The 20,506-nt window shown below is 39.5% G+C and carries 18 protein-coding genes; 8 read left to right on the top strand and 10 right to left on the bottom strand.

What is annotated here, in order from left to right; translation table 11 throughout:
* Positions 1 to 19: 19 nt before the first annotated feature.
* From murG to mraZ, 9 genes are read right to left on the bottom strand one after another with little or no spacing between them, the layout of a single operon-like run.
* A complete protein-coding gene (gene murG / locus ACXAG7_RS18235; RefSeq protein ID WP_408045302.1) occupies positions 20 to 1,111 on the bottom strand; it encodes an undecaprenyldiphospho-muramoylpentapeptide beta-N-acetylglucosaminyltransferase in 1,092 nt (363 codons plus the stop codon).
* Between the two features lie 42 nt (positions 1,112 to 1,153).
* Complete coding sequence (locus tag ACXAG7_RS18230; protein ID WP_476667722.1) at positions 1,154 to 2,341, bottom strand: FtsW/RodA/SpoVE family cell cycle protein; 1,188 nt, start codon at positions 2,339 to 2,341, stop codon at positions 1,154 to 1,156.
* A gap of 19 nt (positions 2,342 to 2,360) precedes the next feature.
* The gene (gene murD / locus ACXAG7_RS18225) at positions 2,361 to 3,695 is read right to left on the bottom strand and encodes a UDP-N-acetylmuramoyl-L-alanine--D-glutamate ligase (RefSeq protein WP_408045304.1); all 1,335 of its coding nucleotides are present in this window, start codon (positions 3,693 to 3,695) and stop codon (positions 2,361 to 2,363) included.
* On the bottom strand, positions 3,695 to 4,921 hold the full coding sequence (mraY, locus tag ACXAG7_RS18220) for a phospho-N-acetylmuramoyl-pentapeptide-transferase (RefSeq protein ID WP_408045305.1): 1,227 nt from the start codon (positions 4,919 to 4,921) through the stop codon (positions 3,695 to 3,697). Before mraY ends, murD begins: the two co-directional genes overlap by 1 nt.
* A gap of 6 nt (positions 4,922 to 4,927) precedes the next feature.
* Positions 4,928 to 6,391 (bottom strand): UDP-N-acetylmuramoyl-L-alanyl-D-glutamate--2,6-diaminopimelate ligase, encoded by a 1,464-nt coding sequence (locus ACXAG7_RS18215; protein ID WP_408045306.1) that lies wholly within the window; start codon positions 6,389 to 6,391, stop codon positions 4,928 to 4,930.
* Positions 6,388 to 8,406, bottom strand: coding sequence for a penicillin-binding protein (locus ACXAG7_RS18210; protein WP_476667721.1), 2,019 nt, complete (start codon positions 8,404 to 8,406; stop codon positions 6,388 to 6,390). The genes ACXAG7_RS18215 and ACXAG7_RS18210 overlap by 4 nt, the downstream gene beginning before the upstream one ends.
* An 8-nt stretch (positions 8,407 to 8,414) precedes the next feature.
* Entirely contained in the window at positions 8,415 to 8,744 is a 330-nt protein-coding gene (locus tag ACXAG7_RS18205) for an FtsL-like putative cell division protein (RefSeq protein ID WP_408045308.1), read from the bottom strand.
* A gap of 5 nt (positions 8,745 to 8,749) precedes the next feature.
* A complete protein-coding gene (rsmH, locus tag ACXAG7_RS18200; RefSeq protein ID WP_408045309.1) occupies positions 8,750 to 9,646 on the bottom strand; it encodes a 16S rRNA (cytosine(1402)-N(4))-methyltransferase RsmH in 897 nt (298 codons plus the stop codon).
* Positions 9,633 to 10,100: a division/cell wall cluster transcriptional repressor MraZ gene (mraZ, locus tag ACXAG7_RS18195; RefSeq protein ID WP_408045310.1), complete on the bottom strand. Its 468-nt coding sequence runs from the start codon at positions 10,098 to 10,100 to the stop codon at positions 9,633 to 9,635. The genes rsmH and mraZ overlap by 14 nt, the downstream gene beginning before the upstream one ends.
* A gap of 202 nt (positions 10,101 to 10,302) precedes the next feature.
* On the opposite strand from mraZ, the gene ACXAG7_RS18190 reads away from it, so the two are divergent.
* The 6 genes from ACXAG7_RS18190 to ACXAG7_RS18165 are packed head-to-tail and all read left to right on the top strand — an operon-like array spanning position 10,303 to position 15,566.
* A complete protein-coding gene (locus ACXAG7_RS18190) occupies positions 10,303 to 11,067 on the top strand; it encodes an alpha/beta fold hydrolase (protein ID WP_408045311.1) in 765 nt (254 codons plus the stop codon).
* Positions 11,068 to 11,069: 2 nt separating this feature from the next.
* Positions 11,070 to 11,681: a ribosome biogenesis GTP-binding protein YihA/YsxC gene (gene yihA, locus ACXAG7_RS18185; protein WP_408045312.1), complete on the top strand. Its 612-nt coding sequence runs from the start codon at positions 11,070 to 11,072 to the stop codon at positions 11,679 to 11,681.
* Position 11,682: 1 nt separating this feature from the next.
* The gene (locus tag ACXAG7_RS18180) at positions 11,683 to 12,369 is read left to right on the top strand and encodes an RluA family pseudouridine synthase (protein WP_408045313.1); all 687 of its coding nucleotides are present in this window, start codon (positions 11,683 to 11,685) and stop codon (positions 12,367 to 12,369) included.
* Between the two features lie 28 nt (positions 12,370 to 12,397).
* On the top strand, positions 12,398 to 13,432 hold the full coding sequence (locus tag ACXAG7_RS18175) for an alkane 1-monooxygenase (protein ID WP_408045314.1): 1,035 nt from the start codon (positions 12,398 to 12,400) through the stop codon (positions 13,430 to 13,432).
* Between the two features lie 3 nt (positions 13,433 to 13,435).
* Positions 13,436 to 14,809 carry an aldehyde dehydrogenase gene (locus ACXAG7_RS18170; protein WP_408045315.1) on the top strand — a complete coding sequence of 458 codons (1,374 nt, stop codon included), beginning with the start codon at positions 13,436 to 13,438 and terminating at the stop codon, positions 14,807 to 14,809.
* Between the two features lie 19 nt (positions 14,810 to 14,828).
* Complete coding sequence (locus ACXAG7_RS18165) at positions 14,829 to 15,566, top strand: nitroreductase family protein (protein WP_476667720.1); 738 nt, start codon at positions 14,829 to 14,831, stop codon at positions 15,564 to 15,566.
* A 33-nt stretch (positions 15,567 to 15,599) separates the two neighbouring features.
* Here the strand turns inward: ACXAG7_RS18165 and ACXAG7_RS18160 are convergent, their stop codons facing one another.
* On the bottom strand, positions 15,600 to 17,981 hold the full coding sequence (locus ACXAG7_RS18160) for a penicillin acylase family protein (RefSeq protein WP_476667719.1): 2,382 nt from the start codon (positions 17,979 to 17,981) through the stop codon (positions 15,600 to 15,602).
* Between the two features lie 68 nt (positions 17,982 to 18,049).
* Between ACXAG7_RS18160 and ACXAG7_RS18155 the strand changes: the two genes are divergently transcribed.
* Positions 18,050 to 19,177, top strand: coding sequence for a DegT/DnrJ/EryC1/StrS family aminotransferase (locus ACXAG7_RS18155; RefSeq protein WP_408045318.1), 1,128 nt, complete (start codon positions 18,050 to 18,052; stop codon positions 19,175 to 19,177).
* Positions 19,178 to 19,179: 2 nt separating this feature from the next.
* Positions 19,180 to 20,190, top strand: a complete 1,011-nt coding sequence (gene galE, locus ACXAG7_RS18150; RefSeq protein ID WP_476667718.1) for a UDP-glucose 4-epimerase GalE — start codon at positions 19,180 to 19,182, stop codon at positions 20,188 to 20,190.
* The last annotated feature ends 316 nt before the right edge of the window (positions 20,191 to 20,506 follow it).

The following is a 20,506-nucleotide window of genomic DNA, read 5'->3' as shown; positions in this document are numbered from 1 at the left end:
AACTACCTTTCTACGGCTTTTAACTAATTATTTTTATCACTTGATTGACAATATCATTTGTCGCGTTGGGCAATGCCAACATCTTTATATTTTCGCTCAAACTTTCCTGCTTCCCCTTGTCTTTTAACAAGGTTTCCACCACAATTGGAAATGTTTGCAATTCACGCTCTTTCAACAAAATGGCACCGTGCTTATCTACAATAGCTTTGGCGTTCTTTGTTTGGTGATCCTCCGCCACATTAGGTGAAGGAATAAATATCGTCGGTTTCCCTACAATACACAGTTCAGAAACCGAGCTTGCACCTGCACGAGAAACAATAAAATCGGCTGCGGCATATGCCAAATCCATTCGATTTAAAAAGGCGTGTACTTGTACCCCTTCTCGCTCGTTGTATTTTTTGTATTGCTCGTAATACAATTTACCACACTGCCATATAACTTGAACATCCTGGGCAGCAAAAAAATCCAACTGCTCTTCTATCAATTCATTGATTCTTCGAGCTCCTAAACTTCCTCCTAAAACCAATAGTGTTTTTCGTTCGGTATCCAATTCAAAAAAGGCCTTTCCTTCTTCTGTTTTGGTGTGTATAAACAAGAGATCCTGTCGAACGGGATTTCCTGTTTTCACTAGTTTTTCTTCCGGAAAAAAACGTTCTAGATGATCGTATGCCACACATACTTTACTCGCCTTTTTCCCTACCAGCTTATTGGTAATTCCGGGATACGAGTTTTGCTCCTGCACTAAGGTTGGAATTCCCTTTCTATTCGCCATCATCAAGGTAGGTCCGCTCGCAAAGCCACCAGTACCTATCACTACATTCGGTTTGAACTTTTTAACAATCCTCCCTGCCTTCCACAAACTACTCAACAACTTAAAAGGAAAACTCAAGTTCTTCGCTGTAAGCTTGCGTTGAATTCCAGATATCCACAATCCTTTAATTTCATAACCTGCTTGAGGAACCTTCTCCATTTCCATTTTATCTTTGGCCCCTACAAACAAAATAGCGGCCTCAGGGTAGCGCAGCTTTATCTCGTTCGCAATAGCAATTGCCGGATAAATATGCCCTCCTGTTCCTCCTCCACTAATAATGACTCTTAACGATTTCTGCATGTCCAAAAATTAATTTCCATTTCTTTTACTACACGATTCAATTTAAATGGTTTCGTGTAAAATATCCAGGGGATTATCATCCAAGATCGTCTCCTCTGTTTCATCTTTTGATCCGCTCACGCTCAGGATGATCCCGAGTGCAAAACAAGTCATCCAAATCGAGGTACCTCCACTACTTATCAAGGGTAGTGTTTGTCCTGTCACTGGTAATATATTCACTGCAACAGCCATGTTAATTATCGCCTGAAATACAATGGGAATTCCAACCCCTATAACCATGAGTGTTCCAAAAATAGTCGTCGCTTTTTTAGCGGTGACTAATATTCTAAACAAGAGTAGGAAGTACATAAAAACGACAATTCCTCCTCCTAATAATCCGTATTCTTCTACGATAATTGCATAGATAAAATCGGAAGACGACTGGGGTAAGAAATTTTTCTGTACACCTTTTCCTCCTCCTTTACCCAACGGACCTCCCGTTGCAATAGCTATTTTCGCCTTCTGTACTTGATAATTCTCCGTTCCTCCTTCTTTCGAAAAGTTTTCCAATCTACTCAACCAAGTATCAACACGGTTGGGCATTGCATCAGGAAAAGCTTTTGCTACCAGAATAAAAAACAGCAACGAGAACAATCCAATACTTAAAATATACCCGATGTATTTTAACGGGTAACCTCCTATAAAGGTCAACAACAAAATCATGGTAAATACAATCGCTGTTGTTGAAAAATTCGCCGGTAACACCAACATTAAAATAATGCCTACTGGTAACCATAGCTGAATCAAACTATCTTTAAACTCTATCCGTTTCTCTTTGTTCTTTGCCAAGTACCTCGCTACGTATACCATAAGCACAACCCCTGCCAAAGTAGAAGTTTGAAACCCTATTCCTACAAATGGAATCCGTATCCATCTACTCGCATTGGCTCCACCAATGGTCGTTCCTTGCGCCAAAGTAACTACGAGCAACAATACCACAACAGGCAGCATGAGTACGGCTCCTCCACTAAAATATCGATAGGGGATTTTATGCACTCCGTAAATGATGGCAAAACCTGTAATCAAGAGCACTATGTGCTTTAACAGGTGCCCAATAGTCGACCCTTTCCCCACTACATATACCAAATTGGTACTTGCACTGTATACGGGCATAAATGAAAATATTGCCAATGCTGCCACAATGGCCCAAATAGCTCTATCTCCTTTGATATGTTGAAAAATCGACTTCATCTATTCCTATAATCGTCTTTTATAAATTTCGAACCGCGTTTTTAAACTTGGTTCCTCTGTCTTCGTAGCTCTTAAATAAATCGAAACTAGCACAAGCAGGTGATAACAATACGGTATCGCCTTTTTCCGCTAATTTATACGCTACTTTGACAGCTTCTTCAGCTCCAGCAGTTTCAATTAACTCATCGACTACGTTCTCAAACGTGTCAATAATTTTAGTATTGTCGATTCCTAAACAAACAATCGCCTTCACCTTTTCACGTACCAGTGGAAGCAAATCGGTATAATCATTTCCTTTATCAACTCCACCTACGATCCAGATAGTCGGAGCATCCATACATTCGAGTGCGTAAAACGCAGCATTGACATTGGTTGCCTTACTATCATTAATGAACTGTACTCCATTGGTTCTCTGAACGCTTTCCAAACGGTGTTCTACTCCTTCAAACCCTGATAAGCTCTCAGCAATAGAGGCTTTTCTCGCTTTTAATAATCTCGCTGCCATCGCTGCTGCCATTGCGTTTTTAGTGTTGTGTTTTCCCTGTAATTTTAACTCTGAAACTTTCATTAGCTCTTCCTTGGCAAATAAATTTAACTGTATCGTATTGTCTTTAATAAAAGCACCATACTCCAGTTCTTCACCCAAAGAAAATGGAACCAATGTTGCCTCTGTTTCAATTGAATTAACAGCTCGCACTAATACCTCATCGTCCGCATCGTATAGTAGAAAATCAGCTGCTGTCTGATTCTCTGTAATTCTCAGTTTAGAGGCGATATAGTTCTCAAACTTATACTCATACCTATCGAGATGATCAGGAGTTATATTCGTAATTACAGCAATATGCGGACTGAACTCCTCTATGCCATCGAGTTGAAAACTACTCAACTCTAACACGTAATTATCTACCTGTTCGTTTGCCACTTGTTTAGCAAAACTATCTCCTATGTTCCCAGCTAAACCTACCTTAAATCCTGCGTTTTTCAACACGTGGTGGGTTAGCATGCTCGTCGTTGTTTTTCCATTGGACCCCGTTATTCCTACAATGGTCGCATCGGTATATTTCGAAGCGAATTCAATTTCAGAAACTACGGGAATACCCTGTTCTTTTATCTTTTGTACCAGTGGCACGCGGTCTGGAATTCCAGGACTCTTCATCACCACATCGGCTTTTAAAATTTCCTCTTCTGTATGTCTTCCTTCTTCGAAAGTTACCGAGAGATCTTGTAACACTCGTTTGTATTTATCGACAATCTCTCCTCGATCTGACACAAACACCTCAAAGCCTTTTTGCTTTCCTAAAATCGCTGTTCCTACACCGCTTTCTCCACCACCTAACACAACCAATCTCTTCATTATCTCAATTTTAGCGTTACTACAGTAAACACTGCTAATAATATTCCTACTATCCAAAATCTGGTAACGATTTTACTTTCGTGATACCCTAATTTTTGATAGTGATGGTGCAGCGGCGACATTTTAAAAATTCGCCTTCCTTCACCGTATTTTTTCTTTGTGTACTTGAAATACGAAACCTGTAACATCACTGATAAGTTCTCCGCCACAAAAATTCCTGCAAGTACTGGTAATAATAATTCTTTTCGTATCGCAATTGCTATAACGGCAATTACTCCTCCTATGGTTAAACTCCCCGTATCTCCCATAAACACTTGAGCCGGGTAGGTATTGTACCACAAAAATCCGATGAGTGCCCCGGCAAAGGCAAAAATAAACACCGTCATTTCTCCCGAATTAGGGATGTACATCACGTCTAAATAATCAGCAAAAATGATATTTCCTGAAACCCAAGCAAAAATGGCTAAGGCAACTACCATAATCGCCGATGATCCTGCAGCTAAACCGTCAATACCATCGGTCAAATTAGCTCCGTTAGATACCGCCGTTACGAGGAATACAGAAATAAAGATGAACACTATCCATCCGTAATCTCTAAAGTTCTCCCCTAAAAAGCTCAACGCTTTTGCGTAATCTAGTTCGTTATCTTTTAGAAAAGGAACCGTCGTTTTAATCGACTTATGTGCTTCTCCGAAAACTTGTTTTTTCCCATTTGCTTGCACTACCTGCTGTGCTACCGGTAGCTGCTCTTTAATGGTGACATCTTGATGGAAGTACAGCATGGCTCCTACAATGATTCCTAAACCAACCTGTCCTAAAACTTTAAACTTCCCTTTTAATCCCTGTTTGTCCTTTTTAAAGACTTTAATATAATCGTCTGTAAAGCCGATAACTCCCATCCACAGGGTAGTTATCAATAATAATATGATGTATATATTTTCTAGCTTTGCCAATAACAGTACAGGCACTAAGGTTCCTAAAATTATAATGAGTCCTCCCATGGTAGGAGTTCCCGCTTTTTCATTCTGACCTTCCAACCCCAAATCACGGATGGTTTCACCTACTTGCTGTCTTCTTAGAAAGTCAATGATTCGCTTTCCAAAAATCATGGTGATTAACAAAGACAAAATAAATGCCGCCGCCGCTCTAAAAGTGATGAACTGGAACACACTTGCTCCTGTCAAATTAAATTCCTTCTCTAAATATTGAAACAAATAATACAGCATCTATCCTTATCCTTTTAATTGTTTAAAACACATTACTACTTCCTCCATATCGTCAAAATGCTGGCGTTCTCCTTGAATTTCTTGATATGTTTCATGCCCCTTTCCTGCAATTAGTATGATGTCGCCGGGTTTTGCAAGCTTACAAGCCGTTTTAATGGCTTGTCTTCTATCGAGTATGGTCAGCGTTTTTGCATAGTACTCTTCAGGTACTCCCGCCTCCATTTCGTCTAGAATTGTTTGCGGATTCTCCGTTCGAGGATTGTCAGCCGTAAAAATAGCCTGCGAACTTAACTGAGCCGCTATTTGAGCCATTTTGGGTCGCTTGGTTTTATCTCGATCTCCTCCGCATCCTACAACAGTCATCACCTGTTCTTTTCCAGTTCGGATATCATTAATAGTCTGCAATACATTTTTGAGCGCATCAGGTGTATGTGCATAATCGACAATTGCAGTCACCCCTTCAGGAGAAACTGTATATTGAAATCTACCGCTCACACTTTCCAATTCACTTAGCAAACGCAATACTTCAAACGAATCCATACCAAGCTCCACAGCAACTGCGTAAATGGCTAGTACATTATAAGCGTTAAAGCTTCCGATTAACTTAATCCACAGTTCCACATTATTCACGGTCAACAAACTTCCAGAAAAACTCTTCTCGAGCACTTTCCCTTTGTAGTCCGCCAATGATTTTAATGCATAACTCAGCTTTTTAGCTTTGGTATTTTGCAACATGATGTTTCCGTTCTTATCATCGCTGTTGACCAAGGCAAATGCCTTTTTAGACAAACCGTCAAAGAAGGCCTTTTTAACATCTCTGTAGGCTGCGAACGTGTTGTGATAATCCAAATGATCGTGTGACAAATTGGTAAAAACACCACCATCAAACTCCAAAGCCTCTGTTCTACACTGATGAATTCCATGCGAACTCACCTCCATAAAACAATGAGTAACACCGGCATCTACCATGGTTCGCATATAGTGATTGATACTCACAGAATCCGGTGTTGTATGGGTTGCCGGAAACTCTTCAGTTCCGACCATTACTCTTACTGTTGACAACAATCCAACTTTATAACCCGCATTGACAAACAACTGATACAACAGCGATGCCACGGTTGTTTTTCCATTGGTCCCAGTAACCCCTACCAAGGTAAGTTCTGCTGACGGATGGTTATAAAAATTTGCTGCAATGACCGCTAAAGCACGACTTGCATTGCCCACCTTTACATAAGTAACTCCTTGAACTTGTTCTTCTGGTAACTGCTCACAAACCACTGCACGAGCACCTGACGCTATAGCTTTTGCTATAAAATCGTGCCCATCCACTGCCACACCTCGCTGTGCGACAAATAAAGTCCCTGCTTTTACCAAACGACTGTCAAAGCAGATAGCCTCTACCGGTACATTACTGTCACCAACAACAGAATGTACATCAACTTTCTCTAATATATCTTTTACCTGCTTCAATCTGCTAGCTTTAAATAAATCGTCGTTCCTTTCTTCAATTTTATACCGTTCTCCACGGATTGTTCTTTCACTCTGCCCATGCCAGAAAACTTCACTTTCATTCCCATATTCTCGAGAAGAGCAATGGCATCCATACCGCTCATTCCAATGACATTAGGCATTATTGTTTTGTACTTACTCAGTTTCTTATAATACTTCTGATAGTCTTTTTCTAAGCCTGCATAAGAAATAGTATCATTCACCAACTGATTATCAATTGGAGTGGATGTATAAATCTTGTGAGCTATCTCTTTAAAAACAGGAGCCGCTACTTTTGATCCGTAGTACCCTAAGGCCTTTTTAGGCTCATGAATAACAACGATGCACGAATATTTTGGGTTCTTTGCTGGAAAGAATCCGGCAAATGACGCCACGTATTTCGCACTTGAATAGTGCCCTGCTTGAATCAATTTCCCTTGTTCATCTCGCTTGGCTGGAATCCACTTTTTAGCTGTTCCCGTTTTACCTGCCATCGAGAAGTTCGGAGAATATATATTTTTAGCCGTTCCTTTTTTAACGGTATTTTCCATGATCTTCCTCACCTTATTCAAGGTTGTTTGCGAGGCAATCTTATCGCTGAGTACAACAGTACCAAAACTCTTATCCACTTTGTTACCCGTACGCAATTCTTTTACGAAATACGGCTTAACTAGTTTGCCATCATTGGCAACAGCATTGTAAAAAGCTAGGGTTTGCAAAGGAGTCAATGAAACTCCATACCCCCAAGCCATCCACTCTAACGAAATCGGGTGCCAACTCTTTTCAGAAGGGTTCGGGATATACGGTTTACCTTCTCCCTTAATTTTAACCCCAGTTAACTGATCGAGTCCAAACTTTTTAATTCTGTTTGTAAACTTTTTAGGCTTGCGATCGTAATACTTTCGAATCGTTTTTACAATTCCGACATTGGAAGACACCTCAAAAACTCGTGCTAATGAAATTTTCCCATGCCCACCTGGCTTACTATCTTCAACCTTTCGGTTATTGATAAATATCTTCCCTTTCTCGCAGTCTACAATGGCAGAAGTATCGATCACTCGATCTTCTAAAGCCACCATTAAACTTGCCAGCTTAAACGTAGATCCAGGCTCATGACTTTCCCAAACCGCATAATTTCTCTTTTCGTAATAGGTTCCTTTAGAGGTGCGTCCTAGGTTAGAAATGGCTCTAATTTTACCCGTTTTCACCTCCATCACTACAGCACAACCGTGTTCTGCATTAAATTTCTCCAATTGCTTTAACAACGCATGATGGGTAATATCCTGGACATTTACATCTATCGTGGTAATCACATCATGACCATCAACAGGTTCTTTTTCGTTCCCATCGTTAATAGGTTTCCACTGCCCCTTGGCAATCTTCTCCTTTAACCTCCAACCATTTTCACCTTGCATAAAACTAGCAAAGGCCCCTTCTATACCGGCACCTCCTCTATAATCATCATACCCAATAGTACGCTCTGCAATCTTACCAATAGGATGCACTCGCACTGTTTGCTGTTCAGCGATGAAGCCTCCCTTAAACATTCCTAAATTAAATATCGGAAAGGTCTTCATTTTAGCGTAATCATTATACCCTACGTTTCGAGCGATGAGTAAATAACGATTTTTACGTTGCTGCGCCTGACGAAGCTTATTCTGATAATAACTAGAAGGCTTCCCTAACATATTCGAAAGCGAATCTGATAGCGCTCGGATATTTTTCTCGAATATCGATTGCTTTACGGTAACCACATCCATTCGGATGGTGAATTTAGACATTGACGTCGCCAATAAATTCCCATCCGCCGCATAGACATTCCCTCTATTTGCAAATATTGTATCGTTTTTAACGGTATTCTGTTTAGCTAATCGTCTATACTTATCTCCTTCTATATATTGGAGGTTGATGATCCTAAATACAATAACTACCAAAAAAAGCGTCATTAAAACAACTACTACATAGAGCTTATTTAATATGCTTTTTTTTATTACCATTAATATTATTAGTCTTTATTTATTGTTACTTTAATTTTCTTCGGTGGCTTTTCCAAAGGATTCAATCCTTTCCCTTTTACTTTTTTACGAATACTACTCTCCAACTTCATTCTCATTAATATGGTACTCGTATCTACGTACTCTGCACGCAAACGCCTCTTTTCTTTATTCAGCTCTCCGAGCTTCATCACCTTGGCATCTACACTGTGTGCACTAGAAATCATTACCAGCAACAACGCTACGACAAAGATTAACATACGCCAATTTTTAAAAGCGCTGTCATCCGTTAAGAAACCTCCTCTTAAAACATCGTATATCCCACCTTTCAACTTCGTCATGGTCGTTACTTTAATGTTGCAATACGCAACTTTGCACTCCTAGCTCTATTATTTTCTTTAATCTCTTCTTTAGTAGGAATAATCATTTTCCCCACTTTCTTTAGAGGCTCATTGGTATTCCCGTAAAAATCTTTTTCTGGCTCTCCACTAAACAGGCCCGTACGGATAAAACGCTTCACCAACCTATCTTCCAAGGAATGATAAGAGATCACACTAAGGCGTCCATCTTCATTCAACAAGTCAGGGATCTGCATTAAAAACTCTTTTAACACTTCCAACTCTTGGTTGACCTCGATGCGCACTGCTTGATAAATTTGCGCCAGGATTTTATGTTCCTTCGCTTTCGGCAAAAAGCGCTGTAATACTTCTTTCAACTGAAAACTCGTTTCAATACGACGTTCCGATCGAGCTTCTACAATTGCCTTCGCCAACGCTCTAGCATTCCTCAACTCACCGTACAAAAACAAGACATCTGCCAATTGCTTTTCTTCGTAATCGTTTACGACCACTTTTGCAGACAATTGCGACTTTTGATCCATTCTCATATCCAAGTCTGCATCAAAACGCGTTGAAAACCCACGCTCAGCAGCATCAAACTGATGTGATGAAACTCCGAGATCTCCCAAAACGCCATCTACTTTCTTCACTCCATAAAACCTCAAAAACCTCGAAATAAAACGAAAATTTTCTCCGATCAACACAAACCGTGGATCCTCTATTTTATTTTGTTGCGCATCCGGATCTTGATCAAACGCAAATAGGCGCCCATTAGGCCCCAATCTACTCAAGATTTCTCTTGAATGCCCACCTCCTCCAAAGGTCACATCAACATACACTCCATCTTCCTTAATTGCTAAGGCATCCACACTTTCCTTTAATAAAACCGGGCTATGATAATTCATCCAAATCTATATTTCCCATTACTTCTTCTGCCAAATCAGCAAAATCAACAACAGCATCATCAATTACTTGTTCGTAAGCGTCTTTATCCCAAATTTCTATAATGTTTACTGCCGACGACAATACGAGTTCCTTCGTCAACCCTGCAAACTGACAGAGATCCTTAGCAACCAACATCCTTCCGTTAGCATCCACTTCAACCACTTTTACACCAGCGGTGAATCGTCGGATAAAATCGTTATTCTTTTTAACAAATCGATTTAATTTATTCAACTTGGCCATCACCAAATCCCACTCTTGTTTTGGATAGACCTCTAAACAACGCTGAAAAACAGAACGTTTCACTACAAAACCTTCTTGCAATACTGGGGCCAACTGCTTTTTGAACGCTGCTGGCATCATTAATCTGCCTTTCGCATCCATCTTACACTCATATGTCCCAATAAGACTTATCACGTTCCAAATCGATAGTTTGCATCAAAAATATAAAAAAAATACCACAATTTCCCACTTTAAACCACATTGTTAATAATTTTTACACCACCCCATAATTAACTATAAATCAACAGCTTCTCAACAAAATTCAGAAGGCAGATAATTAAAATGAAAAAGTCCTAAAAAAAAACTACATTTGTCGTTAAGTCAAATCAAACTTTTTATGACTGAATATTTAAAGAAAGAAGGCAAATTTACATACGCAGAAGCAGGAGAAGGAAAACCAATCATCGTACTACACGGACTCATGGGTGCATTGAGTAATTTTGACGCAACTTTTCAATATTTTTCAGAAAAAGGATACAAAGTATTCATACCTGAACTCCCCTTATATACCCTACCATTACTAAAGACTAATGTAAAAAATCTCGCAAATTTCTTACATGAGTTCATCGCCTATAAAAACCTGAAAGACGTTATTTTATTGGGGAACTCACTCGGTGGGCACATCGCTTTGTACTACATCAAGCAATATCCTGAAGAGGCTGCTGCTTTAGTACTTACTGGAAGTTCAGGACTGTATGAAAACTCTATGGGAAATAATTATCCGCGTAGAGGAGATAAAGATTTTGTACGCAATAAAACGAGGGATGTATTTTACGACCCGAATATAGCTACTGACGAATTAGTGGATCAAGTATACGAAGTCATCAACGATCGTAACTCGTTGGTGCGCACCTTGGCCATAGCCAAAAGTGCCGTTCGTCATAATATGGCTAATGACTTACCTAACCTCAAACAGCCTACCTGCCTCATTTGGGGGAAACAGGATACCGTAACCCCACCGGAGGTTGCTGAAGATTTCCACAAGCTACTTCCAGACTCAGATTTGTTTTGGATTGACAAATGTGGTCATGCGGCAATGATGGAAACTCCTGAGGAGTTTAATGAAATTCTTGAAAACTGGTTTAAGTCTCGAAATATTTAAGTATGAAAATCAAAACGGCAGAATTTGTAATAAGTAATACAAATGTAACCAAGTGCCCAAAAGAGCGTCTTCCTGAATACGCTTTTATCGGTCGTTCTAATGTTGGTAAATCATCATTAATCAACATGTTGATGGAACGAAAAGACTTGGCTAAAATATCAGGGAAACCAGGAAAAACGCAGCTGATTAATCATTTTAAAATTAATAATGAATGGTTTTTGGTTGACTTACCAGGGTACGGATACGCAAAGGTTTCCAAAAAGAAAAGAGCCAAATTCCAATCGTTTATTGAAAATTATTTTCGTGAACGCGAGCAATTGGTTTGTACTTTTGTTTTGGTTGATTCAAGGCATGATCCTCAAAAAATAGATTTAGAATTTATGCAGTTTCTCGGTGAAAATCGCATTCCTTTTGGAATCGTATTTACCAAAGCTGATAAGCTAGGAAGTTCTAAACTGAACAAACAAATTACCTCTTACAAGAAGAAATTATTGAACTATTGGGAATCACTTCCGATGACTTTCATAACGTCTTCTTCAAGTGGTTTTGGAAGAACTGAGTTTTTAAAATTCATCGAAGAAGTAAACGAAGACGTCGCTTCTGATTTTAAATAAAATGCATACTACTCCGCAAAATTTACAGGTACTTTTTGAAGACAACCACTTGCTTATCGTCAATAAGCGCGCTGGAGATATCACCCAAGGAGATAAAACGGGAGACCTTCCGCTAAGCGATATTATCAAGAGTTATATCAAGGAGAAATACCAAAAACCAGGGAATGTGTTTTTAGGTACCGTACACCGCTTAGACCGACCTACCTCTGGAGTGGTAATTTACGCTCGTACGTCAAAGGCTTTGGAACGACTCAATAAAATGCTTCGCGAGAAGGAAATCAAAAAGACCTATTGGGCAGTCGTTAAAAAGGGGAAAATTCCAGCAAAGGCTACCCTCGAACACTACCTGAAAAAAAATCCTAAAAACAATAAGTCTTACGCTCATAAAAAAGAAGTTCCTGGGAGTAAAAAAGCCGTATTACATTACGAAACGCTAAAAAACCTATCGAACTATACCCTTTTGGAGGTAGATTTAGAAACAGGTCGTCACCATCAGATACGCGTTCAATTATCGTCGTTAGGAACCCCAATTAAAGGAGATTTAAAATACGGTGCTGCACGCAGTAATAAAAACGGAAGTATTCATTTACACGCTCGAAAGATCGCATTTACGCACCCAGTAAGTAAAGAACTCATTTCCATTACCGCTCCATTACCTGAAGATCCAGTTTGGGAAGCCTGCTTATAATTTCGTATATTGAGGGAAATTTAATCCCATGAAGGCTTTAAAATTCCTTGCTTTTCTCATATTACCACTCACGGTATCCATTTCTTTTACGCAACGAGGACTGTGGGTTTACCTGCCGTTAGTCGTCTTTTTTGTACTCGTTCCACTCATGGAATTCCTGTTCAAACCTGACAAATCTAACTTTGATACAACGCAAGAAGCCAAGGAAAAGGAAAACCCTATTTACACATGGATACTCTACCTCACCGTTCCTGTTCAACTGCTCTATCTCTATTGGTTTGTCCTGAGCATTCAGGAGCCTGGCTTGAGCAGTTCCGAGTTTGTCGGACGCATTTTCGCTATGGGTTTGATGTGTGGAGTCATCGGTATTAATGTCGGACACGAACTAGGACATCGCAACAATCGCTTTGACGAATTTCTAGGAGAAATCCTCCTTTTAAGTTCACTAAACACACATTTTCTTCCCTACCACAATGCCGGACATCATTTGAATGTGGCAACCCCGAAGGATGCTGCAACCGCTCGACGAGGAGAAGTCGTGTATTTATTTTGGTTTCGCTCTCACTTTCAAAGCTATTGGCAAGCGTGGCAAGCTGAAAACAAACGGCTCGTAGCTTCAGGGCGACCTGCCTTTCATTGGCAAAACAGAATGCTGATTTATACGCTTTGTAATGTTGTACTGTTAGGACTGATTTTTTATTTCTTGGGAACTACGGTGCTCTTCGCATTTGTAGCTGCTTCCATTGTGGGAATATTACTGCTCGAAACAGTAAATTACATAGAACATTACGGACTCTTGAGAAAGCAAAACAGTCGCGGTCGTTACGAACGTGTCAAAAGAACACATTCTTGGAATTCTGACCACGTTATAGGCAAGCTTATGCTGTTCAACCTATCTCGTCATTCCGACCATCATTACAACGGTAGTAAGCATTATCAACTATTAAAAACCCTACCAGAGAGCCCACAAATGCCAACTGGATACCCAGGTATGATGCTCTTGGCTTTATTTCCCCCACTCTGGTTTAACTTAATGAATAAAAAACTTCGCGAATTAAACTAATTTATGAATATCCCTGAACTACTGCTAGCACAAAAGGCCTTTTTTGCCAGTCAAACAACGAAGGATTTATCTTTCAGAAAATCCTCTTTACAACGCCTACAGGCAGAACTTGTAAAAAGAGAAAATGACATTGTCGCTGCACTACATCAAGACTTTAAAAAATCGGCGTATGAAGCTGTGATGACAGAAACCAGTATTGTACTCTCTGAATTAAAGCTAGCCATCAAAAATTTGGGTAGCTGGAGTAAACCCAAACGCGTACGTCCTTCTATTTTAAATTTTCCATCATCGGCAAAAATATACAAGGAACCTTATGGCAATACGCTTATCATTGCTCCTTGGAACTACCCTTACCAATTAGCCATAGCTCCTGTAATTGGAGCTGTCGCAGCAGGAAATACAGTGGTGCTTAAACCGAGTGAACTCACTCCTAATACCAGTGCGCTCATCAAGAGCATTATTGAAAACGTTTTTGATTCACGCCATGTTGCCGTGGTAGAAGGTGGCATTCCTGAAACACAAGAATTATTGGCACAACGCTGGGACTATTTATTCTTTACAGGAAGTGTTCCTGTTGGAAAAATTGTTGCCAAAGCTGCAGCCGAACACCTCACTCCGGTTACGCTTGAGTTGGGTGGTAAAAGCCCTTGTATTGTCGACGATAGCGCCTCTATTGACCTAGCCGCAAAACGCATTGTTTGGGGGAAGTTCATCAACGGAGGCCAAACCTGTATTGCTCCCGATTACTTGCTTATTCACCCGAGTGTGAAAGACGCTTTCGTGGAAGCTTTCAAAAAAGAAGTTGCCAAAGCTTACGGAGAGAATCCTGAAAATTCAGAGGACTTTCCGAGAATTGTCAATACCAAAAATTTCGATCGATTGACAAAAATGCTCGAAAATGAAACTTGCTTGATCGGTGGCACTAGCAACCGAGAAGATTGCTATATTGCTCCAACCCTCATCGATGAACCTTCACTAGATAGTGAAGTGATGAAAGGAGAAATTTTTGGCCCTATATTACCCTTAGTAACCTTTCATTCAGAACAAGACCTCGAACGAATTATAGGTACTTACGACAAGCCTTTAGCACTCTACGTATTTACAGGAAAAAAAGCCTTTGCGAAACGCATCATCCAACGATACTCTTTTGGAGGAGGAACTATCAATGACACTACTGTTCACTTTGCCAACCATAGACTTCCCTTTGGAGGCGTTGGTGAAAGCGGTATTGGAGGATACCACGGAAAGCAAAGTTTTGATACTTTCAGTCATCACAAAGGTGTTGTAAGTCGCGGTACTTGGTTGGATATTCCCACTCGATACGCTCCTTATAAAGGCAAACTAAAACAACTCAAAACCTTAATGAAATTTGGCTAATCGCCTTGAACCTCTCCCTATGAATACAAAAACAGTAAGTGAAGCGATCGATTACCGACGATCGGTTCGCGTATATGACCCTGAAAAAAAACTGGATACAGCTGTAGTGAAACGCTGTATTGCACAAGCGAGTTTAGCTCCGAACAGCAGTAATATGCAATTATGGGAATTTTACCACGTAAGCTCGCCAGAACTCATAGCTCAATTGGCTCCATTGTGTTTTAATCAGAACGCAGCAAGAACCGCTCAACAACTTGTCGTTTTTGTCGTAAGAAAAGATCTCTGGAGAAAAAGAGCTAAGGCGAACCTAGCATATATGGATCGCGTATTCGGAACAAATACTCCAAAAGAACAGCAGAGCTCAAGAGAAAAAGTTGCGCGAAACTACTACGGCAAACTCATTCCGTTTACCTACAGTGACTTTTTTGGAATTTGGGGTTGGATAAAATATCTCATCGTTTCTATTGTGGGCTTGTTTAAACCCATGTATCGTGAAGTTCGCTCCAGCGATATGCGTGTCGTAGCCCATAAAACCTGTGGTTTAGCAGCACAAACCTTTATGCTGTCTATGGCTGCTGAAGGATATGATACCTGCCCAATGGAAGGTTCAGATACCAAAAGAGTAAAAAAATTACTTAAGATACCATCAAAAGCAGAAATTAATATGATCGTTTCTTGTGGTGTTCGTAAACCCGAAGGTGTTTATGGAGAACGCTTTCGAATTCCATTTGAAGAAGTATATCATCACATAAGCTAAAAAAAGGAGGTTTTAAAACCTCCTTTTTTTATTCTATCTTCCTGGACTGCATCGCAACTTTTTTGAAACCTCTTTAATTTTTACTTCATTTATCAACATGGGTACGAACTGTCCATTGACGTATTTCTCCGCCTGATTTCCGTAATACGGACTAAATAAATTTCCAGATTGCCCTGTTGGAATAATGGCTTTTGCTCCCTCGATATTCGAAAAATCAATAATCCTCCTAGTAGAAGGTCCAGCATGTACCTTGTAATATCCTGTACTATCAATTTTATAAATATGATTATTGATCACCTGATCACCACCACGAGACACAAAAGGTCCTACGTTAAATAAGCTTCTCAAAAGGCCTCCCGCCTTGCCAATAGCATGCTCGTGTTCAACACTCATTACGCGTTTCCACTTCCAATCTTCGACATTTTCTCCTAGTTGTGTCTTTAAAAAACTCACAGTTCTATTGAAAGCCGCCGTTACTATTGCTCGTTTCGTTTCTTTTTCTGGGGTTTTGATATCGTCCCACCAAACCGAATTTACTCTACGCACTTGTTGCGCCATTACCTTTTCTTCTAGGGGCGTATTTACAAAAACCTTGAACGCCGGTCCTAGTTCGTCTTTAAAAGTCCCACTGACAAACTCATACCACCATCGGTTGTAAATTACAGGCCCTACGGCTTCCAATTCAAATTTACCGTCCCAAGACTGCAACAATTCCAATGCCTTTAAAGCACTTGGACTCAAATGATCTCGCTCCGTACTCGTTATTAAATAGTTACTGATTTCTGGCGCCGTGGTCGACCTAATATCCGTGATCATGGTTTCCATATCCTCTTGGGTAATATCAGATTTCGACTCCAACAAGTGAACGATACGCTTTGCTCGGTCTTCAGGTAGGTAATACCCTGGATAAAGCATCCCAGCAATAGAATCTGGTTGATTATTTGCTGAATAGACATAATTCCATGGTGGATTTACCGCCTGAGGATTGCTATCAAAGTTCAGGTAAGAAACGATTTCATCCTTTCCTGTCTTCCCTTCTAAAAACACTTTTGTTTCTATACTGTCTCTGTATTTATAAAGTTTTCCAGCAGCAAACCAAGCGATGTTATCACTTGCATCTCCGTACATCATATTCAATCCTGGCGCGTGCAACTTAGCAGCTCCCCGTTTAAATCCTTCCAATGACTTTGCATGCGAAAGTTCATAAGCAACATCGAGTAATTGATTCTCTTCTTTGGTATAAATCCACTGCATCGCTACAGGACGAGTTGTATTTAGACCTTCTAAAACTTCGTTCATTAACGGTCCATGCCTGCTTATTCGCTGTTCAAAAACAACGTCTTCTGCTCCTTTTACTTTTATCTTCCTAGTTGCTATTTGGTATTTTTGATAACCGTTTTCCGTAGCGTATTTTGTGGAATCTGAAGGATGGTCTTCTTCGTAAAAAAAGTCGACATCATCGTTTTCAAACATCGTCAAACCATACGCGTAATTCCTATTATGTCCCAATAACGGAAAGGGTGTTAACGCTAAATTAAAGCCGTACATTTCATAATCAGGAGTTACGATATGCGATTGATACCACACTGCTGGCTGTGCATACCCAATATGAGGATCATTGGCAAAAATTACTTTCTTATTTGCCGTTTTATTGGGCCCTACTACCCATGAATTACTCCCTATAAAAGTAGGAATTGGCAGCGTTTCTAAAACTTGCTGGACTTCCGTAATCATGGAACCCTTTACATTTTGAACAGGTGCATTTTTTATCGCGGTCACATTACTTTCGGTTGCCTCCAGTAATTCTTCCAAATACGTAGCTCCCAGCTTTTCCTTGACTTCATTTAGTAATGGGTCTGTTTTGTGCGCCACGGCAAAGCTAAACGCCATATAACCGAAAACGTGATAAACATCTCGAATCGTATAGGGTTCTTTTTCTACCCCTAACATATGATACTCCAAGGGTGTTTTTCCGTTCTCAATAAACTCATTTACGCCTTTTAAGTAAGATTGCGTAAGCTTGTAGGCCTTTGATGTCGTATCTAGTTTTTGCAGTGCTTTTTCTGTAGCATCTTCAATACCCAAACCTTTAAAAAACCTATCTACTTTAAGTAACTTTTCACCAAACAGCTCCGATAATCTACCCGGTGCAATTCTTCTAATCAATTCCATTTGCCACAAGCGATCTTGCGCATGTACATATCCTAGTGTTTGGTAGGCATCGTACTGTGATTCGGCATAAATATGAGGTATTCCGTTATCATCAAAATATACATCCACTGGATTCTCCAATTCTTTAAGCTCCAATTGACCTTCATAAGAAGGGCTCGCATAGAACGAATAGATCCAAACTCCGATAATCAATAACAAAATTAGACCCAATACAAATAATAACAATCTTTTTAGTACGCGCATGATAGTAAATATTTCTATCAAAGATAACAGAATTAAGTCGTATTTTTGGACTGATAAAATTCATCAGAATGAAAAAAATTCACATGGTTGACTTACAAAGTCAATATCAACAAATAAAAGACGTAGTCGATACTTCTATTCAAGAAGTATTGAATTCATCTGCCTATATAAATGGACCTTATGTAAAAGAATTTCAGAAAGATCTAGAAGAATACTTAGGCGTTAAACACGTAATTCCATGTGCAAATGGTACAGATGCTCTTCAAATAGCAATGATGGGGTTGGGTTTGAAACCTGGAGACGAAGTCATCACTGTTGATTTCACCTTTGCTGCAACTGTTGAAGTAATTGGATTGTTAAATTTAACACCTGTACTAGTAGATGTTGAAGAAGATACTTTTAACATGTCTATTGATGCACTTAAAAACGCCATCACCCCTAAAACAAAAGCCATTGTACCTGTTCATTTGTTTGGACAATGTGCAAACATGGAGGCCATATTAGAAGTTGCTAAAGCACACAACTTATTTGTCATAGAAGACAACGCTCAAGCGATTGGTGCTGACTATACCTTTAGCAATGGACACACACAAAAATCAGGAAGTATAGGACACGTTGGAACCACTTCGTTCTTCCCTTCAAAAAACCTCGGTTGCTACGGTGATGGTGGTGCCATTTTTACAAATGATGACGAGTTAGCGCATACCTTAAGAGGTATGGTGAACCACGGAATGTACAAGCGTTATTACCACGATGTTGTTGGCGTTAATTCACGATTAGACAGCATACAAGCTGCAGTATTAAAAGCTAAATTACCACATTTAGATACGTATTGCGAAGCGAGAAGAAAAGCTGCAATGTATTACAGTGATGCATTTTTAGAGAACCCAAATATTCTTACACCAGTAATCAGTTCATTTAGCACGCACGTATTTCACCAATATACTTTGAGAATTACCAATGGTAAACGCGATGCCTTACATCAACATTTGTTAGATCAAGGGATTCCTAATGCCATTTACTACCCTGTACCGCTTCACGCTCAAAAAGCTTATATGGATGAGCGTTACAAGGAAGAAGACTTCGTAACTACCAATAAATTGGTTCAAGAAGTGATTTCCTTACCAATGCATACAGAACTCGACGAAGAGCAACTTGAGTTTATTTCTAGTACTATCAACTCATTCATCAACTAGTTATGAAAAACATACTTGTTACTGGAGGATTAGGATTTATTGGATCACATACTGTTGTAGAATTACAAGCATCTGGATACCGTGTAATCGTTGTTGACGACTTATCAAATTCAACGGTTGACGTCCTTGAAAACATTGAAAAAATCAGTGGGATCAAACCTGATTTCCATCAACTTGATTTGAGAAATAAAAGCGATGTTCAACAACTATTTGCTACTACTTCTATTGATGGTATCATTCATTTTGCCGCTTTTAAGGCAGTCGGTGAAAGTGTCCACAAGCCCTTAGAATACTATGAAAATAATATAGGAAGCTTAGTTTACATTTTGCAAGAAATGGTGAAACACAATATTAAAAATTTCATTTTTAGTTCTTCCTGTACTGTTTATGGACAAGCAGAAACCCTACCAATAACAGAGTTAGAAAAAACAAAACCCGCTCTATCTCCATACGGCAATACAAAACAAGTTGGCGAAGAGATCATTATCGATGCGTGTAATGCCCATCAATTGAATGCTATTTCATTGCGCTATTTTAACCCAATCGGAGCTCATGATTCTATTCATATAGGTGAACTTCCCTTAGGTGTTCCTCAGAATTTAATTCCGTATATCACCCAAACTGCGATAGGCCTGCGCGACGAGCTGTCTATTTTTGGTAATGATTACGACACAAAAGACGGAACTGCTGTTCGAGACTACATTCATGTGGTTGATTTAGCAAAGGCACATATTGCCGCTCTTACTCGATTAGTAAATAAGGAAAATACAGAAAATTACGAATACTATAACGTAGGAACAGGTACTGGATTATCCGTGCTAGAAATCGTGGAGTCATTTGAGCGTGTAACTGAACAAAAATTAAATTACACCATTGTAGAACGACGAAAAGGTGATGTTACCGCCGCATTTGCCGATAATACTATGGTTACCTCTAAACTTAAATGGCAACCAGAAAAGTCATTAGACGATGCCCTGCGTTCCGCTTGGGAATGGCAGAAAAAAAATACCTAAATAAAAAACCTCGAGTATCTCACTCGAGGTTTTTTTTGCAAAATTAAATATATAACTACTTCTATTACTTGAATACTTCATACAGCTTTGGCTAAAGCTAATTTTAAGCATTGTTTAAGGTATTATTTTGATCGAATACCACAGAAGTTCATTATACTATAATAAGCCTTTTAAATCGATTATTCTTACCATTGTATCAATTGCTAAGATTACAATTTAAGGCATAAAAAAACCTCACTACGAATGTAATGAGGTTTTAAAAGAAAGGCGACGACCTACTCTCCCACCAGTGGCAGTACCATCGGCGCTAATGGGC

The sequence above is a fragment of the Tenacibaculum sp. AWR4_210 genome, assembly GCF_056160945.1.
This window is presented reverse-complemented; position numbering and strand designations above follow the sequence as displayed.